This is a genomic window from Mesorhizobium sp. C416B (genome assembly GCF_030323165.1).
Taxonomy (GTDB): domain Bacteria; phylum Pseudomonadota; class Alphaproteobacteria; order Rhizobiales; family Rhizobiaceae; genus Mesorhizobium.
In genome coordinates, this window is sequence record NZ_CP100471.1 from 3770332 (window position 1) to 3788749 (window position 18418).

The window sequence follows — 18418 nt, forward strand, 5'->3', positions numbered from 1 at the left end:
TTGCGCAGTTCGCCGGCTCAGGACGGGCCGTCGACATGGGTGATGCGCCAGATGGTGCCGTTGCCATCCTCGGTGACGATAAGCGCGCCGTCCTTGGCCACCGCGACGCCGACCGGCCGGCCCCAGACGGCGTCGTCGGAGAGGACGAAGCCGGTGATGAAATCCTGGTACTCGCCGGTCGGCTTGCCGTCGCTGAATCTCAGCCGCACCACCTTGTAGCCGGTCCTCATACCACGGTTCCAGGAGCCGTGCAGGGCGACGAAGGCGTCATCCTTGTACTCTGCCGGGAAATTGCCGCCGTCATAGAAGGCGATGTTGAGCGGCGCCGAATGCGCCTGCATCAGCACGTCGGGCACGGTGACCGAGCCGGCGAGGTCTGGGCGCGCGCCCTCGTGACGCGGGTCCTCGTTGGCGCCGATATAATACCAGGGCCAGCCATAGAAGGCGCCGTCCTTGACTGAGGTGGCATATTCGAACGGCACATCGTCGCCGAGACCGTCGCGCTCGTTGACGACACACCACAGCGCGCCGGTGGCCGGTTGCACGGTCATGCCCGAACAATTGCGCAGGCCGGTAGCGAGGATGCGGCCATTCTTGCCGTCGGGGCCGAAGGCCAGCACGTCGGCACGGCCATCCTCGGAACCCCAGGTGGCGCCGAGTGGCTGTGATTTTGCCCAGGCGTCAAGGCCGCCCTTCGGTGCCTTCTGCATGCCCTCCGCGACGTTCGATCCGGAGCCGACCGAGAGATACAGCGTCTTCCCGTCCGGCGAGAAGGCGATATCGCGGGTCCAGTGGCCGCCGGTAGGGATGTCGGAGACAATCGTCTCCGGTTCGCCGGAGGCTTTAAGGTCGCCGTCGCGATAGGCGTAGCGGACCACGCTGTCGTTGTTGGCGACGTAGACCCATTGCGGCTTGTCGCCAGGCGGGTAGAAGGCGATGCCATAGGGCTGGTTGAGATTGTCGGCAAAAATGCCCTCTTCGGCCGGCTTCGCGCTACCCTTGGCCAGCCGATAGACGCGGATCTGGTTGGCGTCACTGTCGGCGACGAACAGGTCGCCGTTCGGCGCCACGCGCACGACCCGCGGATTGGAAATGCCGGAAGCAACCAGTTCGGCCGAAAACCCAGGCAGCAGGACGGGCTTCGCGCCCTCGGGCCGATCGCCAAGGCCGGCGCTGTTGGAGGCGGATTCGGTGATGTTGGGCTTTTGCAGATCATCCGGCTTGATCAGCCGGCGCACACCTGGCTTGTCGGCCGTCCAGTCGCCGAAAGCGTCTTTGCCGGTCAGCAGCGGTTGATCGGCCTCCTGGGCGAAGGCGCTGGTGGCCAGAAGCAGGGCAAGGCCTGCCAAGCCGGCAATCCGGATCATGCTGTTCTCCTCGAACTCGCGCCGGTCGGCGCGTCATGCACAAGGGAGATATTGTGCGGCCGCCGCAAAAGAGAAGCGTGCGCGCGCGCAGATTCGACGAGAGAACCGCTCAACTTTCCTCTTCGACGTCGAGATCGTCGTCGAGACGCTTTTCCAATGCGACGAGATCTTCCGGCAGCGGCAAGCCCATGGCGCGCATTTCGCGCAGTTTTTCGCGCAGCTGCTCCTGGATTTCGTGCTCGTCCTCCGGCTGGTTGACCATTTCTTCGAGCAGCATGCTGATCTGGGCCTTGAACGATTCAAGCGCCATTCTGCGCCCTCCTTTACGGTGATCCCGGCTTCGGAATTATCTTAACATCCGGGTAATCAATTGCGCAGTGTAGTCGACCATAGGCACGATGCGGGCATAATTCAGCCTGGTCGGGCCGATGACGCCGAGCGCGCCGACGACGCGGGCGTCCTTGTCGCGGTAAGGCGCCACGACCAGCGACGAGCCGGAGAGCGAGAACAGCTTGTTTTCCGAGCCGATGAAGATCCGCACGCCGGGGCCGTCCTCGGCGAGGTCGAGCAGCTGGATCAGCCCGTCCTGCGTCTCCAGATCCTCGAACAGGTGGCGCAGCAATTCGATATCGGCCTGGGCGGTGACGTTTTCGAGCAAATTGGCGCGGCCTCGCACGATAAGGCGCGCCGGCAGGCCGCTGTCGGCGCCGGCCCACACCGCCAGGCCTTTCTCGACCAGATCCTGCGACAGCGTGTCCAGCGCTGCCCTGGTCTCGTCCTTGATGCGGGCGATCTCGATGCGCGCCTCGGCGAGCGTGCGGCCCCTGATATGGGCGTTGAGGAAGTTGGAGGCCTCGTGCAGCTGCGAGACGGTGATGCCGGCCGGCAGGTCGACGACGCGGTTCTCGACATCGCTATTCTGCGACACCATCACCGCCAGCGCCTTGGTCGGCTCGAGCTGGATGAACTCGATGTGCTTCAGCGCCACCTCGTTCTTGGTGGCGAGCACCAGGCCGGCGCCGCGCGACATGCCCGACAGCATCTGGCTGGCCTCGGTCAGCATGTGTTCCAGCGTCGCGCCCGAGCCGGAGGCGCGCACCTGCGCCTCGATGACCCGGCGTTCCTCGTCGGAGAGATCGCCAAGCTCCATGAAGGCATCGACGAAGAAGCGCAGGCCGGTCTGGGTCGGCAGGCGCCCGGCCGAGATGTGCGGGGCATAGATCAGGCCGAGATGTTCGAGGTCGCTCATCACGTTGCGGATGGTCGCCGGCGACAGCGACGACGGCAGGATGCGCGACAGGCTGCGCGATCCCACAGGCTCACCGTCCTTCAGATAGGATTCGACGATGCGCCGGAAAATGTCGCGCGAACGCATGTCGAGCGATTGCAGCGCGGGCGCCAGCAGACTGGGTTCGGTGACTGCCTTGGTCATTCGAGCCAAAAACCTCCGGCTCAAGGATATAGACTTCCATCGCCCCCGCGCAACCCGGCGTCTGTGCCAGATCGCCCGGCCTTTTCCTTTGCGCCATGGGCTGCATGCGTCTACAAGCCGCCGACGCAACCATAAAAGAACAGAAAGAGGCCTCGATGCGCCCTTCCAAACGCCAAGCCGACGAAATGCGCGCCATCTCCTTCGAGCGCGGCGTCTCCAAACACGCCGAAGGCTCGTGCCTGGTGAAATTCGGCGACACGCATGTGTTGTGCACGGCGAGCCTGGAGGAAAAGGTGCCGGGCTGGATGCGCAATTCCGGCAAGGGCTGGGTGACGGCGGAATACGGCATGCTGCCGCGTTCGACCGGCGAGCGCATGCGCCGTGAAGCTTCGGCCGGCAAGCAAGGCGGCCGCACGCTCGAAATCCAGCGGCTGATCGGCCGCTCCTTGCGCGCCGTTGTCGACCTGCAGGCACTGGGCGAACAGCAGATCACCGTCGACTGCGACGTCATCCAGGCCGATGGCGGCACCCGCACGGCCTCGATCACCGGCGGCTGGGTGGCGCTCTACGATTGCCTGCGCTGGATGGAAGCGCGGCAGATGGCCAGTGTTGCCAAGGTGCTGAAGGACCATGTCGCGGCAATTTCCTGCGGCATCCACGACGGCAAGCCGGTCATCGACCTCGACTATATCGAGGATTCGTCTGCCGGCACCGACGCCAATTTCGTCATGACCGGCAAGGGCGGCATCGTCGAGATCCAGGGCACCGCCGAGGGCGAGCCGTTCTCGGAAGGTCAGTTCGCGGAGCTGATGGGGTTGGCCAAGAAGGGCATTCAGCGGCTGGTGAGCTTGCAGCAGATGGCTGTGGCCTGATTGAATTTAACGTGATGACGTCGGCGATCCTTCACACCCCCCTCTGGCCTGCCGGCCATCTCCCCCGCAAGGGGGGAGATCAGAGGTCGCTGCCGTTTTCGCCAACCATCAACGTTGAGACGCCGCCAGCGGAACTGCCAATCTCCCCCCTTGCGGGGGAGATGCCCGGCAGGGCAGAGGGGGGTGCCTGATGCAACCCTCCGCTATTCTTGAGTCAGCGCTTTACGTCACGGATCTCGCCGCTGCCGAAGCCTTCTACTCCAACGTCCTCGGCCTCCCTCTCCTCGGCAAGGTCGACGGCCGCCATCTCTTCTTCCGCTGCGGCCCGGGCGTGCTGCTGGTCTTCAACGCCGAAGCCACCAAAATCCCGCCGGCGCCCGATGCGCGGCTGAAAGTGCCGCCACATGGCACGGTCGGCGAGGGCCATCTCTGCTTTGCCGCAAGTGCGGATGAACTCGCACAGTGGAAGGCGCAACTTGAGGCGAAAAACATCGCCATCGAAAGCGAATTCGAATGGCCGCAGGGCGGGCGCTCGATCTACATACGCGACCCCTCGGGCAATTCGATCGAATTCGCCGAGCCAAGGATCTGGGGCCTTTGATGCATTCTCTCGATGGAAAGAAGATCGTCGTTGCCAGCCACAATGAAGGCAAGCTGCGCGAATTCGCCGACTTGATGGGTCCGTTCGGCTTCGAGGCGAAGTCGGCCAAGGACTACGGCCTGCCGGAACCGGAGGAGACCGGCACCACCTTCGAGGAAAACGCCTACATCAAGGCCTTCGCCGCGGCTAAGGCGACCGGCCTGCCGGCGCTGTCGGACGATTCGGGCCTGTGCGTCGACGCGCTCGACGGCGCTCCCGGCGTCTACACCGCCAATTGGGCCGAAGCTCCCGATGGCAGCCGCGACTTCGGCATGGCCATGCAGCGCACCGAAGTGGCCTTGCAGGAGGTCGGCGCCGCCGAGCCAGCGCAGCGCAAGGGGCGGTTCGTCGCCGTCATCTGCCTGGCCTTCCCCGATGGCGAGGCTGAGTATTATCGCGGCGAAGCTGAGGGAACGCTGGTGTGGCCGCCGCGCGGCGAACTCGGCTTCGGCTACGACCCGGTGTTTTTGCCCGACGGTTTCGACAAGACGTTCGGCGAGATGAGCGCTGAGGAAAAACACGGCTGGAAGCCCGGTCAGCCGACGGCGCTGTCGCACCGCGCCCGCGCCTTCCAGAAATTCGCCCGCGCCAGGTTAGGCTCAGCTTAATGTCGCTGGACCGCAGCCCGGGCTTCGGCGTCTACATCCACTGGCCGTTCTGCGCGGCCAAATGCCCGTATTGCGACTTCAACAGCCATGTCCGTCACCAGCCGGTCGACCAGGAGCGCTTTGCCCGCGCCTTCGAGACCGAGCTGAAGACGATGCGCGAGCGGACCGGGGCGCGCGAGGTGACCAGCATCTTTCTCGGCGGCGGCACACCGTCGCTGATGCAGCCGCAGACGGTGGCGGCGGTGCTGGACGCCGTGGCGAAGAACTGGACGGTGCCCGACGGCATCGAGGTGACGCTGGAGGCCAATCCATCCTCGGTCGAGGCCGAGCGCTTTCGCGGCTACCGAGCCGCCGGCGTCAACCGCGTCTCGCTCGGCGTGCAGGCGCTGAACGACAAGGATCTGCGCTTTCTCGGCCGACTGCACAATGTCGACGAGGCGCTGCATGCCATCGGGCTGGCACGCGAAATCTTTCCGCGCCTCTCCTTCGACCTGATCTACGCCCGCCCCGGCCAGACGCTGGACGACTGGCAGGCGGAGCTCGAACAGGCGATCGGCCATGCCGCCGACCATCTGTCGCTCTACCAGCTGACCATCGAGGAAGGCACGCCGTTCCATGCGCTGCATGCGGCGCACAAGTTTACCATTCCCGACAATGACCGGGCCGCCGATCTCTATGCGCTGACTCAGGAGGTCACCGCAGCGCATGGCCTGCCGGCCTATGAGATTTCCAACCACGCCAGGCCGGGCGCCGAGAGCCGGCACAATCTGACCTATTGGCGGTATGGCGAATATGTCGGCGTCGGACCGGGCGCGCATGGCCGCTTTATCGAGAACGGCCACCGTGTTGTGACGATCGCCGAGCGGATGCCGGAGACCTGGGCCAATCTGGTGGAGGCCAGGGGCCATGGCGTCACCGGCGGCGAGATCCTGACGCGCTCCGAAGAGGCCGACGAGTTCCTGCTGATGGGGCTGAGGTTGGCCGAAGGCATCGACCTTTCCCGCTACGAGGCGTTTTCCGGGCGCGGCCTGTCGAGCGCCCGGCTGACCGTGCTGCAGGATGAGGGGCTGGTGGCGCCGATCGGCAATGCCAGGCTACGCGCCACGCCAGCCGGCATGATCGTGCTCGATGCCGTGGTGGCGGATTTGGCGCGGTAGATCGCGATGAAGAACGTGCTGTTCGTCTGCAGCCAGAACCGCTTGCGCAGCCCGACCGCCGAGCAGGTGTTCTCCAAACGTAGGGATATCGAGGTCGCGTCGGCCGGCACCAACCACGACGCCCACACGCCGCTGACGCATGAGCTGGTCGCCTGGGCCGACATCGTCTTCGTGATGGAAAAGGCGCACCGCACCAAGCTGCAGAAGAAATTCAAGGAGAGCCTGAAGAAGGCCCGCGTCATCTGCCTCGACATCCCGGATGATTACGGATTCATGGATCCGGAGTTGGTGCGATTGCTGGAGGTGAGGGTGACGCGATACCTGGGCTGACTGATGTGGTTGGGGCGTTCCACGCCCGCGTTCGCCATCCTCGGGCTTCACCCGGGATTTGCCGCGAGGTTAAGGCGCTGCAGCGGTTCAGAATTCTGCGCCGCTGCATCCTTCGGCAGAGGTCACGGAATGGATCATAGGGTCTGCGCCGCGTCACTTCGCTCCTTGCTTCGCCCTAGGATGACGATGTTGCACCGATCGACAAACTAAGCGTCGTGCTTGAAGCGGCGCTTGCCGCGGTGTTTCTCGGCATGCGCCTCTCCGGTCCGGGCCGGCTTGGCGTCGCTCTTGTCCCGGCGGACGCTGTTCTGGTCGTTCATCGGATGCGGCGGCGCGCCTTCGCGGGCGCTCTTCGTTTCAAGACGGGTGATGAAGATATCGAAACGATTGGGCATCGTACGGTCAGTGCTCCGTCGTGCTGTCCGGTTTGTTGTCCGAAAGCCTGACATTCGTCGGCAAGGCGGTGGCCGCCCGACTGGCCAGGCCGGTGTCGCTTTCGGCGAGCGCACGCTTGCCCTTTCGCGCAGTGAAGCGCTTGCGCTCGGCATAATAGGGCTCGAAAACGTCCTGCAATTCCAGGCTGTCCATCCTGTCCTCCTCCTCAAGAGACTCAGGTATTCAATCCGCCAGCCACGCTTTCGTTCCCCACTGTGGCAAAGACATGGCCGCCGGGTTACATCGGCGTCAGGTTTGGCTCGATGTTCGGGAGTTTTGCAACCCGGCGCGCGCCGTGCCAAACAGGGCGAAATGGAGAGACCCCGGTGACCGGCGAGAAGCGCAGCTATGTGATCGGGCAGACCGAGATCGCGGTCCGGTCGCTGGCGCCGGCGCTGTATCTGGTGGCGACGCCGATCGGCAACCTCTCCGACATCACGCTGCGCGCGCTGGAGACGCTCGCCGCCGCCGACATCGTCGCCTGCGAGGACACTCGCGTCTCGCGCGTGTTGCTCGATCGCTACGGCATCCGGCGGCGCACCACCGCTTATCACGAGCACAACGCCGGCGAGGCCGGGCCGAAGCTGATCGCGGCACTCGAGGCCGGGCAGAGCGTGGCGCTGATTTCGGATGCCGGCACGCCGCTGATCTCCGACCCAGGCTACCGGCTGGTCGGCGAAGCGCTGGAGCGCGGCCTGCGCGTGGTGCCGATCCCCGGCCCATCGGCGCCGCTGGCGGCGCTGACGGCGTCGGGCCTGCCGTCCGACGCCTTCCTGTTTGCCGGGTTTCTGCCCGTGAAATCAGGGCAGCGGATGACAAAGCTGGAAACGTTCAGGGCGGTGCCGGCAACGCTGATCTTCTTCGAGTCGCCACGCCGGCTGGCCGAAACGCTGGTCGCCATGGTCGAGGCGTTGGGCGGCGCGCGCAAGGCCGCCATCGGCCGCGAGCTGACCAAGACTTTCGAAGAGATGCGGACGGGAACGCTGCAGGCGCTGGCCGATTATTATGCGGCGGCCGATACGCCGAAGGGCGAAATCGTCATCTGCGTCGGGCCCGCCGAGATCAAGGCCGACCAACCCGCCGACATCGACAGGCTGCTGCTGTCGCTGGCCGCCGAAATGCCGGCGTCCAAGGCGGCGGCGGAGGCGGCGAAGATGACCGGCGGGCAGAAGCAGGCGCTTTACCGGCGGCTGCTGGAACTCAGGGATGCGGTTGGAGAAGGCGAAGGTGGCTGAGCGCCCGGCCGCCAGCCGCCAAAAAGCCTATCGGCGCGGCCATCGCGGCGAGTGGCTGGCGGCAGCGGCGCTGATGCTGAAAGGTTATCGCATCCTCGCCCGCCGGCATCGCACCCGCTTCGGCGAGATCGACCTGATCGCCAGGCGCGGCGACCTGGTGCTGTTCGTCGAGGTCAAGGCGCGGCGCACGCTGATGGAAGCGATGGAGGCGATCGGCCACGAATCGGAGCGCCGCATCGAGGGCGCCGCCGACATCTGGCTGTCGCGGCAGCCGGACTACGGCAGATTGTCGATGCGCTTCGACATGATCGCGGTGCTGCCCTGGCGCTGGCCGGTGCATGTCGAGAACGCGTTTTTTGGGAGGAGTTAGCGGCCTTTACCCTCCCCCTTGTGGGGAGGGTCGGTGAGCAAGCGACCCGAAGCGTCGTTGGCGAAACGGGGCGGGGGCGTGGCGCCCCCACCCCGATCCGCTTTGCGGATCGACTGACCGGGGCGAGCCGCCTGTCTCGCCCGTCCTTCGGACCCCCACAAGGGGGAGGGTAAAGCTCACCCCCAAATGAAAAGCGCCACCAACCCAACCGCTCCCACCACCAGGCGCCACCAGCCGAACAGCGAATAGCCGTTGCGCGAGACGTAATCGAGCAGGAAGCGGACGACGATCAGCGCGGTAAGGAAGGCGGCGATGAAGCCGATAGCGATGATCGGCAGGTCGGCGCTGCTCAGCACGTTGCGGTTCTTGAACAGATCGAAGGCGAAGGCGCCGACCATGGTCGGGATGGCGAGGAAGAAGGAGAATTCCGCCGCCGCGCGCTTGTCGACGCCCAGCAGCAGCGCGCCGACGATGGTCGAACCGGAGCGCGACGTCCCGGGGATCAGCGACAGGCACTGGAACAGGCCGATTTGCAAATAAAGCCTTGTCGGGAAGCGCTCGACGTCGCGGTAGACCGGCTGCAGCTTCATGCGGTCGACGACCAGCAGCACGACGCCGCCGATGATCAGCATGATGCAGATCAGCCTTGGCGATTCGAACAGCACCGTCTTGATGAAATCATGCGCCAGCGCGCCGATGATGGCGGCCGGCAGGAAGGCAATCAGGATGCCGATGACGAAATGCCGCGTCAGCCGATCATGCGGCAGGTCGAGCAGCATCTGCCACAGACGGCGGAAATAGACGCTGAGGATCGCCAGGATGGCGCCGAGCTGGATCAGGATCTCGAACGCCTTGCCGGTGGAATGGAAGCCGAGGAAATGGCCGGCGAGCAGGATATGGCCGGTCGAGGAGACCGGGATGAACTCGGTCAGCCCCTCCAGCAGGCCGAGCAGCAGGGCTTCGACGATGGTGTGGCTATCCATGGCAACCTCGGCATTCAAGGGACGGAAGGAAACGGCTGGCAAAAGGGCTTGCTTGTCACGGCGCGGAAGTCCCCCTATAGGTCGCAGCACCGTGACGGCCGCATGACGGGCCGCCAAGACTTACCGGTGCGGACGGCGATTCGCCAGTGCGCCTTAATATCGCGGAATCATGCTGACGCTTTTCCATCACCCGATGTTCGCCACCTGCCGCTTCGTGCGCCTCGCCTTCGGCGAATATGGCGAGGAGCTGGCGCTGATCGAGGAAAAACCGTGGACGCGGCGCAAGGAGTTTTTGGCGCTGAACCCCGCCGGCACCTTGCCTATCCTGCTGGCCGAAGGCGACGTGCCGATCGTCGGCGCCATGGTGATCGCTGAATATCTCGACGAAACACGTGGTGTCCTGAAGCGCGACAAGCGCCTGTTTGCGGAAGACCCGATGCAGCGCGCCGAAATCCGCCGCCTGACCGACTGGTATCTCAACAAGGCCGAGAGCGAAGTGACCCGGCATCTGGTGCGCGAGCGCGTGCTGAAGCCGGTGATGCCGGAAACGGCGGGCGGCGGTTCCCCCGATTCGGCGGCGATCCGCGCGGCGCGCGCCAACATTCGCCAGCACATGAAGTACACCAACTGGCTGGCCGGCACCCGTCATTGGCTGGCCGGCAGCAAGGTCACCTATGCCGACCTGGCGGCAGCGGCGACGCTGTCGGTGCTGGATTATCTCGGCGAGATCGATTGGCGCGAGCATGCCGCGGCGCGCGAATGGTACACGCGGGTGAAATCGCGGCCGTCGTTCCGGCCGCTGCTCTCCGACCGGGTTCGCGGCCTGTCGCCGGTTTCGCATTATGCGGACCTCGACTTCTAGAAGCCAAACCCTGCGCGCGCTGATCGACGCCGAGGCGCGGCGCGCCGGCTTCGATGCGGTTGCCGTCACCACGCCTGACGCGATCCCGCTGGCGCCGGCCAGATTGGCAGAATTCGTCGCCGATGGTTTTCACGGTTCGATGGCTTGGATTGCGGAGACGCTCCAACGCCGCAGCGAGCCTTCGACGCTGTGGCCCGAGGTGCGCTCGATCATCGTGCTGGCAATGAATTACGGCCCCGACCACGATCCGCGTGCGCTGCAGGCAAGGCGCGATCGCGGCGCGATCTCGGTCTATGCGCAAAACCGCGACTATCACGAAGTGATGAAGGGCCGGCTGAAGGAGATCGCCGGCAAGATCGTCGCGCGGGCCGGCGGCGACGTGAAGGTTTTCGTCGATACGGCCCCGGTTATGGAAAAGCCGCTGGCTGAGGCCGCCGGGCTCGGCTGGCAAGGCAAGCACACCAATCTGGTCAGCCGCGAGCACGGCTCCTGGCTGTTTCTCGGCACCATCTTCACCACGGCGGAGCTCACGCCAGATGCGACCGAGGTAGACCATTGCGGTTCCTGCCGCGCCTGCCTCGACGCCTGCCCGACCGATGCCTTTCCGGCGCCCTACCGGCTCGATGCCAGGCGCTGCATCTCCTACCTGACCATCGAGAACAAGGGGCCGATCCCGCAAGAATTCCGCGAAAAGATCGGCAACCGCATCTATGGCTGCGACGATTGCCTTGCCGCCTGCCCGTGGAACAAGTTTGCCCGCGCCGCTTCGGAAGCCAAGCTTGCTGCCCGCGACGAACTGCGCGAGCCGCCGCTGGGCGAGCTGTTGCAGCTAGACGACACGGCGTTCCGGACCTTTTTCTCCGGCTCGCCGATCAAGCGCATCGGCCGCGACCGCTTTGTCCGCAATGTGCTGGTTGCCGCCGGCAATTCCGGCGATGTTTCGCTGGCCGGCCCGGTGCGCGATCTGCTTGGCGATGCCTCGCCGCTGGTGCGCGGCGCGGCGATCTGGGCGCTGTCGCGGCTGGTGCCGGCCGCCGAATTCAACAGGCAGGCGGCGATCTACTCGAACACTGAAACCGACACGACAGTGCGGGGCGAATGGCTGTCCGTATTGCCAATTGAGGCGCACGCATGAGCGAAAAACAGGTTTTTATCTTCGGCGCCGGCTATTCGGGCAAAGCCTTTGCACGGGCCAATGCGGAGGCGATTACGATCTTCGGCACCACGCGCTCGGCCGAGAAATTCGAGGCATTGCGTCAGGCCGGCATCGCGCCGCTGCTGTTTCACGGCGCCCTGACACCTGAAATCGGCGAAACGCTGGAGACCACCACCCATCTTGTCATCTCCGTAGCCCCGGAGGAGGCCGGCGACCCTGTGCTTCTCGCCGCGCGCAAGGCGATCGAGGCGATGCCGGCGCTTCGCTGGATCGGCTATCTCTCGACCGTCGGCGTCTATGGCAATTATGACGGTGCCTGGGTCGATGAAACGGCCGAATGCCGGCCGGTGTCGAAACGCTCGTCGATGCGAGTGGCGGCCGAGCGGGGCTGGCTGCAGCTTGGACTCGAGACCGGCAAGCCGGTGGCCATCCTGCGGCTTTCCGGCATTTACGGGCCGGGTCGCAACGCGCTGGTCAATCTGGAAAACGGCACGGCCAGGCGGCTGGTCAAGCCCGACCAGGTGTTCAACCGCATCCATTGCGACGACATCGCCGGCGCGCTCTGGCACCTCATCGGTGGCAATAGAGGCGGCATTTTCAACATCACCGATGACGAGCCGGCGCCGCCGCAGGATGTCGTCACCTATGCCGCTTCGCTGATGGGCGTCGAGCCGCCGCCGGAGATTCCTTTCGAGACCGCCCAACTTTCGCCCATGGCGCGGTCCTTCTATGGCGAGAACAAGCGCGTCGCCAACGCCGCGATCAAGGCAGCGGGCTACCGGTTCCGCTATCCGGACTACCGCCAGGCGTTCGATCGGATGTGGGCCGACGGCAGCTGGCGCGACGGCGAGCCGCGCAGCCCGATGAAGGTAGATAATCGAAACGCGAGCCCGAGGGTGATATGATTCGATTGTGTTGCGGACTTTTGCAGTGGGGTTCATGACGATTTCGATGCGATCCTTGACCGGCAGACGGCCGTTCCTGACGGCGGCGCTGGCGATCGTGGCGCTGGCCGGGCTGGTGGCGGGCGCAATCACGGCCGAGCCACGGGCAAAAGACCTGTTCGGCGCCAAGAAGCTGCCGGCGGTGGCTGCGGCGCAATCCTTCGGCTTCTATTCAAAGGGCTGCTTCACTGGCGGCGTCGCCATTCCGATGGACGGCCAGAACTGGGAGGTGATGCGTCCCTCGCGCAACCGGCGCTGGGGTCATCCAACGATGATTGCGCTGATCGAGAAACTGTCGCGCGATGCCGCCGCCGACGGCTGGCCGGGGCTTCTGATCGGCGACATTTCGCAGCCGCGCGGCGGGCCGATGCTGACCGGGCACGCCTCGCACCAGATCGGCCTCGACGCCGACATCTGGCTGACGCCAATGCCCGACCGCAAGCTCACCACCCAGGAGCGCGAAAACATCAGCGCCACGCTGATGGTCGACGACAAGACGCATCTGGTGAAGGACAGGCTGTGGAAGCCGATGCATACCAAGCTGTTGAAGCGCGCGGCTAGCTATCCGGAAGTCGAGCGCATCCTGGTCAATCCTGGGATCAAGAAGAAGCTGTGCGACACCGTCACCGGCGACCGTACCTGGCTGAGAAAAATCCGGCCGTTCTGGGGCCATGACTATCATTTCCACATCCGCATCGGCTGCCAGCCGGGTTCGCCCAACTGCAAGGGACAGGAAGCGACGCCCGACGATGACGGCTGCGGCAAGCCGCTGGCCTGGTGGTTTACCGAGGAGCCGTGGCGCCCCAACAAGAACCCGGATGCGCCCAAGGCGCGCGACCTGATGACGATGGCGAACCTGCCGAAACAATGCCAGTTCGTGCTTGACCAGCCCGACGCGGACTCGGCCGAAGCCGTCACCTATCGCGGCGGCGGCGTGCCGATCGCCGCCAGGGCGCCGGAACCCGACGCGCCTCCGCCTATTGCGGGCAATGCGGGCGGCTTGCCAAACGCAGCCAACGCCTTCACCGCCACGCCGGAGATCGGCATTCCCCTGCCAAGGCGACGGCCGCCGGCAAACGTCGGACAGTGATGGCGAACTGACGCTTTCCCTTTCCGGGGCCATGCGCTAGTCAATCGATTGAACACCGGGCGATTGAACACCGGGCGATTGAACACCGGGCGATTGAACACCGGGCGATTGAAAAACCGGGCGATTGAAAACCGGGCGATTGAAACGGTCGCAACGGCGCCGCAAAGGGGACGAGCAAGAGCATGTCAGGCGACGACGACACCGCGTTGCGGTTTCCAGTGCTGATCGGCGACATCGGCGGCACCAATGCGCGCTTTTCGATCGTGCTCGACGCAAATTCGGAAGCCGGTGAGCCGCATATCGTGCAAACCGCCAATTTCGCCACCATAGACGAGGCGATCCAGGCGGCGGTGCTCGACCGGTCGTCCATCCGGCCGAATTCGGCAGTGCTGGCCATCGCCGGACCAGTCGACGGCGACGAGATCCCGCTTACCAATTGTCCCTGGGTGGTGAAGCCGAAGCAGATGTTTGCCAATCTGGGCCTGGGCGACATCGTCGTGCTCAACGATTTCGAGGCGCAGGCGCTGGCCGTCGTGGCGCTCGGCGAAGAGCACATGGAAAAGATCGGCGGCGGCACGCCGGAGGAGAATGCCGGGCGTGTCGTGCTCGGTCCCGGCACCGGCCTCGGCGTCGCTGGGTTGGTTCATGCCCTCCACCACTGGATACCGGTGCCTGGCGAAGGCGGCCACATGGATATCGGTCCGCGGACGCCGCGCGATTTCGAGGTGTTCCCGCATATCGAAAAGCTGGACGGCCGCATTTCGGGCGAGCAGATCCTGTGCGGGCGCGGTCTGGTCAATGTCTACCGGGCGGTCGCCAAGGCCGACGGCAAGCCGGCGCCGTTCACCACGCCGGCCGAAATCACCGGGGCGGCCCTGGCCAAGACCGATGCGGTCGCCGAGGAAGCGCTGGCGCTGTTCGTCACCTGCCTCGGCCGCACCGCCGGCGACCTCGCGCTGGTGTTCATGAGCCGCGGCGGCGTGTTCTTGACCGGCGGCATCGCGCAAAAGATCGTGCCCGCGCTGAAGGAAGGCAATTTCCGCGCCGCCTTCGAGGACAAGGCGCCGCACAGCGCGCTGATGGCCTCGATGCCGGTCTATGTCATCACCCACCCGCTGGCGGCACTTCTGGGCCTTGCCGCCTATGCCCGCAACCCTTCGCTGTTCGGCGTCCAGACCGCGGGGCGGCGCTGGCGGGCATGATCCATTTCGTCCCGAAAACGGGTATTTTCTTGGAAATGGCTGCCGCTTTCGTGACCCCAACCTCGGGCCGCGACGAAGTTTCGCCATAGGCAAGCCGTAGCCGGGGCGCTAAGAGGGGCCGAATTCCAGCCTGGCATCCCTAGGGCCGGATGATTTCAGATCGAATCGACCTGAAATCTGAATCCGGCTCTAAATCAAAGAGATAGAGCATGATGTCGTCCGAAAACCGCTTCACACTTTTCGGCATCATGCTCTAGCAAACCACGAAGCGCCCGCGATTTGACCGCTCAAAGTCCACTCAAACTGAAAGTCCAGCCAGCTGAGGTCACTGCGGTGCTGCGCCGCATCCTGGCCGAAAACGGTAGTGAATATCGCTGGACCTATGTCGTTGCCGTCGGCTGCCTGCTGATTGTTTCCGCCACCACCGCCTTCACGGCGTGGATCATGGCCCCGATGATCAACGAGATCTTCTACGAACGACGCGGCGACATGATCGTCTGGATCTGCGCCGGGTTCATGGCCGCCTCCGTGCTGCGCGGCTTCGCCGGTTACGGCCAGGCGGTCGCGTTGGCCAAGATCGGCAACAATCTGGTCGCCCGCTACCAGAAGCGCAGCTTCGACCATCTGATGAAGCTCGGCGTCGACTTCTTCAACGATACGCGTTCCGGTCGGCTGGCGGCACAGGTCAACGAGAATGTCGGCGGCGTTCGCGATCTGCTGTCGCTGACGCTGACCTCCATCAGCCGCGACGCGGTCTCGCTGATCGCCCTCGTCGGCGTCATGATCTACCAGGATCCGGTGTTGTCGCTCAGCTCGCTGCTGATCGGGCCGCCGCTGATCTGGGCCGTCGTCTACATCACCCGCCGATTGCGGCGCATCAACCGGGAATCGGTGCTGATCAACTCGCGGCTGAACGGGTCCGTACAGGAGGCCACGCAAGGCATCGCCATCGTCAAGGCCTTCACCCTGGAAGCCGAGCTGGCGCGCCGGATCGGCATCATGGCCGATACGGCCGAGCAGCGTAACAACAAGATCGCCCGGGTCGCGGAGCGGCTGTCGCCGATTTCCGAGATTTTGGGCGGTCTCGCCATTACCTCCGTCCTTGCCTATTCCGGCTACCGGGCGCTGGTGCTCGGACAACCACCAGGCGCTGTGTTTTCCTTCATCACCGCGCTGATCATGGCCTACGATCCGGCACGGCGCCTGGCTCGTACGCAGGTCGGTATGGAACGTGCCCTGGTCAACGCCCGGATGATTTACGAGCTGCTCGACCTGGAGCCTAAACAGGGCGATGCGCCCGACGCGGTCGAAGCCAGGATCACCACCGGCGAGGTTCGCTTCGACAATGTGACGTTCGGCTACAGCGCCGACATGCCGGTGATCAGGAACCTGAGTTTCACCGCCGCGGCCGGCAAGGTTACGGCGGTGGTCGGGGCCTCGGGTGCCGGCAAGACGACGCTCGTGGCGCTGCTGCAGCGCTTCTACGATGTCGACAAGGGTTCGATCGAGATCGATGGCCAGGACATTTCCAAAGTCACCAAGCACTCGCTGCGCGGCTCGATCGCCTATGTCTCGCAGGCGCCCTATCTGTTCGAAGGCAGCATACGCGACAACATCCGTTTTGGCCGACTTTCGGCGACCGACGCCGAGATCGAGCGGGCGGCGGTGCTGGCGGCGGCCGACGAGTTCATCCGTCAGCAGCCGCAGGGCTACGACACGCCCGTCGGCGAGGGCGGCTCGACCCTTTCCGGCGGCCAGCGCCAGCGCGTCTCGATTGCGCGGGCGATCGTGCGCAATGCGCCGATCCTTTTGCTCGACGAAGCGACCTCGGCGCTCGACAACGAGGCCGAGGCGCGCGTCCAGGAGGCGCTGACCCATGTGATGGAAGGGCGCACCACCATCGTGATAGCGCATCGCCTGTCGACGGTCGTCAACGCCGACCACATTATCGTGCTTGAAGAGGGGCGCCTGGTCGAGGAAGGCACCCATGCCGCACTGATGGCCGATCCAAACAGTGTCTACGCCCGCTTCCACCGCATTCAAGGCAAGAACGGACTGGGGCTTGTCGACGACTCGAAGCCCGTCCAAACTCCGGTCCGGCGCAGCCGCGCCAAGAAGGCGGTGGGGAGAACAGCATGAGCGAATCCAGCGAAATGGGCCTGGTGGTGGTGGGGGCGGCCGGCCGCATGGGCCAGACGCTGATCCGCGCCATCCATTCGATCCCCGGCGCCCGCGTCGTCGGCGCGGTCGAACGAACCGGATCGCCCTATCTCGGCAGGGATGCGGGCGAGCTTGCCGGCATCGGCATCATCAATGTGACGATCGGCGACGATCCGCTGCCGGTGTTCGCCAAGGCCGACGGCGTGCTCGATTTCACCATGCCGGCAGCCACCGTCGAATTCGCAGGCTATGCCGCGCAGGCACGCATTGCCCATGTCATCGGCACCACCGGCTGCTCGGCGGAAGACGACGCCAAGATCGAGGCCGCGGCGCGCCACGCGACGATCGTCAAATCCGGCAATATGAGCCTCGGCGTCAATCTTCTGGCGGTGCTGGTCGAGCAGGCCGCGCGCGCGCTCGGTCCAGAGGATTTCGACATCGAGATCCTCGAAATGCATCACAAGCACAAGGTCGACGCGCCCTCGGGCACCGCCTTGCTGCTCGGCGAAGCGGCGGCGGCGGGACGCGGCATTTCCCTTGCCGGCAACGATGTGCGGTCACGCGACGGCCATACCGGCGTGCGCAAGCCAGGAACGATCGGCTTTGCCAGCTTGCGCGGTGGCTCGGTGGTCGGCGACCACAGCGTCATCCTGGCCGGGACCGGCGAGCGCATTACGCTGTCGCACCATGCCGAGGACCGCGCCATCTTTGCCCGCGGCGCGGTCAAGGCCGCGCTCTGGGCGCGCGGTAAAAAGCCCGGACTTTATTCCATGCGGGACGTGCTCGGCTTGAGCTAAACTATCCATAATTTTGAAGGAGCAAACATGTCGGGAACTCTCGTGCTCGTGCGCCACGGCCAGAGCGAATGGAACCTGAAGAACCTGTTCACCGGCTGGCGCGATGTCGACCTTACCGAGCAGGGCCACAAGGAGGCCAAGGAAGCCGGCCAGAAGCTCAAGGCACGCGGCTTGAAATTCGACATTGCCTTCACCTCGGCGCTGATCCGGGCGCAGAAGACCTGCCAGCACATTCTCGACGCGGTCGGCCAGAGCGATTTGAAGACGATCCGCGACCAGGCGCTGAACGAGCGCGACTATGGCGATCTCTCCGGCCTCAACAAGGACGACGCGCGCCAGAAGTGGGGCGAGGAGCAGGTGCACATCTGGCGCCGCTCCTACGACGTGCCGCCGCCCGGCGGCGAAAGCCTGAAGGACACCGGCGCCCGCGTCTGGCCCTATTACCTGCACGACATGCAGTCGCATGTTCTGAAAGGCGGCACCGTGCTGGTCGCCGCGCATGGCAATTCGCTGCGCGCGCTGATCATGGCGCTGGACGGCAAGAGCGGCGAGGAGATCGTCAAGCTCGAGCTCGGCACCGGCGTGCCGGTGATCTACAAGCTCAACGCCGATTCCACTGTGGCGTCGAAGGACGTGCTGGAGGGGTGAGGTTTTCGGCCAGCGCATTCGCCAAGTCGGCGCTGCCCCTCATTGCCCTGCCGGGCAGTTCTCCCGGTATAGTGACGGGGAGAAAGGGCTGGCCGCAGCCTCGGCGCTCTTCTTGTGACGCAGGTGACCG

Annotated in this window: 20 protein-coding genes and 1 pseudogene; 16 read left to right on the forward strand and 5 right to left on the reverse strand. The window is 65.0% G+C overall.

The window, feature by feature from the left end; all coding sequences use genetic code 11:
• Positions 1-17: 17 nt before the first annotated feature.
• From NLY43_RS18365 to hrcA, 3 genes are all read right to left on the reverse strand, one after another.
• Complete coding sequence (locus NLY43_RS18365) at positions 18-1367, reverse strand: PQQ-dependent sugar dehydrogenase (RefSeq protein WP_023710346.1); 1350 nt, start codon at positions 1365-1367, stop codon at positions 18-20.
• A 109-nt stretch (positions 1368-1476) separates the two neighbouring features.
• On the reverse strand, positions 1477-1677 hold the full coding sequence (locus tag NLY43_RS18370; protein ID WP_023672050.1) for a hypothetical protein: 201 nt from the start codon (positions 1675-1677) through the stop codon (positions 1477-1479).
• 36 nt (positions 1678-1713) lie between these two features.
• Positions 1714-2799 (reverse strand): heat-inducible transcriptional repressor HrcA, encoded by a 1086-nt coding sequence (gene hrcA, locus NLY43_RS18375; RefSeq protein ID WP_023710345.1) that lies wholly within the window; start codon positions 2797-2799, stop codon positions 1714-1716.
• Between the two features lie 155 nt (positions 2800-2954).
• On the opposite strand from hrcA, the gene rph reads away from it, so the two are divergent.
• The 6 genes and pseudogenes from rph to NLY43_RS18405 all read left to right on the forward strand — a co-directional run.
• Positions 2955-3671 carry a ribonuclease PH gene (rph, locus tag NLY43_RS18380; RefSeq protein WP_023710344.1) on the forward strand — a complete coding sequence of 239 codons (717 nt, stop codon included), beginning with the start codon at positions 2955-2957 and terminating at the stop codon, positions 3669-3671.
• 190 nt (positions 3672-3861) lie between these two features.
• Entirely contained in the window at positions 3862-4272 is a 411-nt protein-coding gene (locus tag NLY43_RS18385; protein ID WP_023698063.1) for a VOC family protein, read from the forward strand.
• Complete coding sequence (rdgB, locus tag NLY43_RS18390; protein WP_023710343.1) at positions 4272-4919, forward strand: RdgB/HAM1 family non-canonical purine NTP pyrophosphatase; 648 nt, start codon at positions 4272-4274, stop codon at positions 4917-4919. The genes NLY43_RS18385 and rdgB overlap by 1 nt, the downstream gene beginning before the upstream one ends.
• A complete protein-coding gene (hemW, locus tag NLY43_RS18395; RefSeq protein ID WP_023710342.1) occupies positions 4919-6076 on the forward strand; it encodes a radical SAM family heme chaperone HemW in 1158 nt (385 codons plus the stop codon). The genes rdgB and hemW overlap by 1 nt, the downstream gene beginning before the upstream one ends.
• Before the next feature lie 6 nt (positions 6077-6082).
• Complete coding sequence (locus NLY43_RS18400; RefSeq protein ID WP_023702417.1) at positions 6083-6406, forward strand: low molecular weight protein tyrosine phosphatase family protein; 324 nt, start codon at positions 6083-6085, stop codon at positions 6404-6406.
• A 188-nt stretch (positions 6407-6594) separates the two neighbouring features.
• Positions 6595-6729, forward strand: a pseudogene (locus NLY43_RS18405) (EamA family transporter); the annotation flags it as partial.
• A gap of 79 nt (positions 6730-6808) precedes the next feature.
• Here the strand turns inward: NLY43_RS18405 and NLY43_RS18410 are convergent.
• The gene (locus tag NLY43_RS18410; RefSeq protein WP_023687558.1) at positions 6809-6994 is read right to left on the reverse strand and encodes a hypothetical protein; all 186 of its coding nucleotides are present in this window, start codon (positions 6992-6994) and stop codon (positions 6809-6811) included.
• A 173-nt stretch (positions 6995-7167) separates the two neighbouring features.
• Here NLY43_RS18410 and rsmI point away from each other — a divergent pair, with 173 nt between their 5' ends.
• Together rsmI and NLY43_RS18420 are read left to right on the forward strand one after the other, a co-directional pair.
• A complete protein-coding gene (gene rsmI, locus NLY43_RS18415) occupies positions 7168-8076 on the forward strand; it encodes a 16S rRNA (cytidine(1402)-2'-O)-methyltransferase (RefSeq protein WP_023687559.1) in 909 nt (302 codons plus the stop codon).
• Positions 8069-8446, forward strand: a complete 378-nt coding sequence (locus NLY43_RS18420) for a YraN family protein (protein ID WP_023698068.1) — start codon at positions 8069-8071, stop codon at positions 8444-8446. The genes rsmI and NLY43_RS18420 overlap by 8 nt, the downstream gene beginning before the upstream one ends.
• A gap of 176 nt (positions 8447-8622) precedes the next feature.
• On the opposite strand, the gene NLY43_RS18425 is transcribed toward NLY43_RS18420, so the two are convergent.
• The gene (locus NLY43_RS18425; protein ID WP_023687560.1) at positions 8623-9429 is read right to left on the reverse strand and encodes an undecaprenyl-diphosphate phosphatase; all 807 of its coding nucleotides are present in this window, start codon (positions 9427-9429) and stop codon (positions 8623-8625) included.
• 169 nt (positions 9430-9598) lie between these two features.
• Between NLY43_RS18425 and NLY43_RS18430 the strand changes: the two genes are divergently transcribed.
• From NLY43_RS18430 to NLY43_RS18465, 8 genes are all read left to right on the forward strand, one after another.
• Positions 9599-10291: a glutathione S-transferase family protein gene (locus tag NLY43_RS18430; protein ID WP_023672063.1), complete on the forward strand. Its 693-nt coding sequence runs from the start codon at positions 9599-9601 to the stop codon at positions 10289-10291.
• Complete coding sequence (queG, locus tag NLY43_RS18435; RefSeq protein ID WP_023710341.1) at positions 10272-11426, forward strand: tRNA epoxyqueuosine(34) reductase QueG; 1155 nt, start codon at positions 10272-10274, stop codon at positions 11424-11426. The genes NLY43_RS18430 and queG overlap by 20 nt, the downstream gene beginning before the upstream one ends.
• Positions 11423-12352: an SDR family oxidoreductase gene (locus NLY43_RS18440; RefSeq protein ID WP_023710340.1), complete on the forward strand. Its 930-nt coding sequence runs from the start codon at positions 11423-11425 to the stop codon at positions 12350-12352. The genes queG and NLY43_RS18440 overlap by 4 nt, the downstream gene beginning before the upstream one ends.
• A 46-nt stretch (positions 12353-12398) precedes the next feature.
• On the forward strand, positions 12399-13481 hold the full coding sequence (mepA, locus tag NLY43_RS18445; protein WP_460221917.1) for a penicillin-insensitive murein endopeptidase: 1083 nt from the start codon (positions 12399-12401) through the stop codon (positions 13479-13481).
• 182 nt (positions 13482-13663) lie between these two features.
• Positions 13664-14683, forward strand: coding sequence for a glucokinase (locus NLY43_RS18450; protein ID WP_023710339.1), 1020 nt, complete (start codon positions 13664-13666; stop codon positions 14681-14683).
• A 279-nt stretch (positions 14684-14962) separates the two neighbouring features.
• A complete protein-coding gene (locus tag NLY43_RS18455) occupies positions 14963-16822 on the forward strand; it encodes an ABC transporter ATP-binding protein (RefSeq protein ID WP_023681221.1) in 1860 nt (619 codons plus the stop codon).
• Positions 16819-17640, forward strand: a complete 822-nt coding sequence (gene dapB / locus NLY43_RS18460; RefSeq protein ID WP_023710338.1) for a 4-hydroxy-tetrahydrodipicolinate reductase — start codon at positions 16819-16821, stop codon at positions 17638-17640. The genes NLY43_RS18455 and dapB overlap by 4 nt, the downstream gene beginning before the upstream one ends.
• A gap of 27 nt (positions 17641-17667) precedes the next feature.
• On the forward strand, positions 17668-18288 hold the full coding sequence (locus NLY43_RS18465) for a 2,3-bisphosphoglycerate-dependent phosphoglycerate mutase (protein ID WP_023672068.1): 621 nt from the start codon (positions 17668-17670) through the stop codon (positions 18286-18288).
• Positions 18289-18418: the final 130 nt, after the last annotated feature.

What these genes read in the sequence shown, in the direction of transcription:
- NLY43_RS18425 (WP_023687560.1), bottom strand. Translation starts at nt 9,429, where the DNA reads ATGGATAGCCACACCATCGTCGAAGCCCTGCTGCTCGGCCTGCTGGAG.
- NLY43_RS18450 (WP_023710339.1), top strand. Translation starts at nt 13,664, where the DNA reads ATGTCAGGCGACGACGACACCGCGTTGCGGTTTCCAGTGCTGATCGGC.
- NLY43_RS18430 (WP_023672063.1), top strand. Translation starts at nt 9,599, where the DNA reads ATGCTGACGCTTTTCCATCACCCGATGTTCGCCACCTGCCGCTTCGTG.
- mepA (WP_460221917.1), top strand. Translation starts at nt 12,399, where the DNA reads ATGCGATCCTTGACCGGCAGACGGCCGTTCCTGACGGCGGCGCTGGCG.
- rdgB (WP_023710343.1), top strand. Translation starts at nt 4,272, where the DNA reads ATGCATTCTCTCGATGGAAAGAAGATCGTCGTTGCCAGCCACAATGAA.
- hrcA (WP_023710345.1), bottom strand. Translation starts at nt 2,799, where the DNA reads ATGACCAAGGCAGTCACCGAACCCAGTCTGCTGGCGCCCGCGCTGCAA.
- NLY43_RS18440 (WP_023710340.1), top strand. Translation starts at nt 11,423, where the DNA reads ATGAGCGAAAAACAGGTTTTTATCTTCGGCGCCGGCTATTCGGGCAAA.
- NLY43_RS18410 (WP_023687558.1), bottom strand. Translation starts at nt 6,994, where the DNA reads ATGGACAGCCTGGAATTGCAGGACGTTTTCGAGCCCTATTATGCCGAG.
- hemW (WP_023710342.1), top strand. Translation starts at nt 4,919, where the DNA reads ATGTCGCTGGACCGCAGCCCGGGCTTCGGCGTCTACATCCACTGGCCG.
- NLY43_RS18370 (WP_023672050.1), bottom strand. Translation starts at nt 1,677, where the DNA reads ATGGCGCTTGAATCGTTCAAGGCCCAGATCAGCATGCTGCTCGAAGAA.
- NLY43_RS18400 (WP_023702417.1), top strand. Translation starts at nt 6,083, where the DNA reads ATGAAGAACGTGCTGTTCGTCTGCAGCCAGAACCGCTTGCGCAGCCCG.
- NLY43_RS18465 (WP_023672068.1), top strand. Translation starts at nt 17,668, where the DNA reads ATGTCGGGAACTCTCGTGCTCGTGCGCCACGGCCAGAGCGAATGGAAC.
- queG (WP_023710341.1), top strand. Translation starts at nt 10,272, where the DNA reads ATGCGGACCTCGACTTCTAGAAGCCAAACCCTGCGCGCGCTGATCGAC.
- dapB (WP_023710338.1), top strand. Translation starts at nt 16,819, where the DNA reads ATGAGCGAATCCAGCGAAATGGGCCTGGTGGTGGTGGGGGCGGCCGGC.
- NLY43_RS18385 (WP_023698063.1), top strand. Translation starts at nt 3,862, where the DNA reads ATGCAACCCTCCGCTATTCTTGAGTCAGCGCTTTACGTCACGGATCTC.
- NLY43_RS18365 (WP_023710346.1), bottom strand. Translation starts at nt 1,367, where the DNA reads ATGATCCGGATTGCCGGCTTGGCAGGCCTTGCCCTGCTTCTGGCCACC.
- rph (WP_023710344.1), top strand. Translation starts at nt 2,955, where the DNA reads ATGCGCCCTTCCAAACGCCAAGCCGACGAAATGCGCGCCATCTCCTTC.